Here is a 215-nt window from a genome sequence, read left to right as displayed (position 1 = left end):
AAGCTACCCCGGGGATAACAGGCTTATCTCCCCCAAGAGTCCACATCGACGGGGAGGTTTGGCACCTCGATGTCGGCTCATCGCATCCTGGGGCTGTAGTCGGGCCCAAGGGTTGGGCTGTTCGCCCATTAAAGCGGTACGCGAGCTGGGTTCAGAACGTCGTGAGACAGTTCGGTCCCTATCCGTCGTGGGCGTAGGAAATTTGAGAGGAGCTG

The 215-nt window shown here is 59.1% G+C and carries 1 rRNA gene; it reads left to right on the top strand.

Annotated features, from left to right (window positions below):
* Nucleotides 1-215: ribosomal RNA gene (locus MR113_RS28135) — 23S ribosomal RNA — on the top strand; the annotation flags it as partial.

Source organism: Bacillus cereus group sp. BfR-BA-01379, from assembly GCF_022663605.1.
Lineage (GTDB): Bacteria > Bacillota > Bacilli > Bacillales > Bacillaceae_G > Bacillus_A > Bacillus_A mobilis.
The sequence above is the reverse complement of the archived record's forward strand: the minus strand, read 5'-3'. Positions and strand labels throughout refer to the sequence as shown.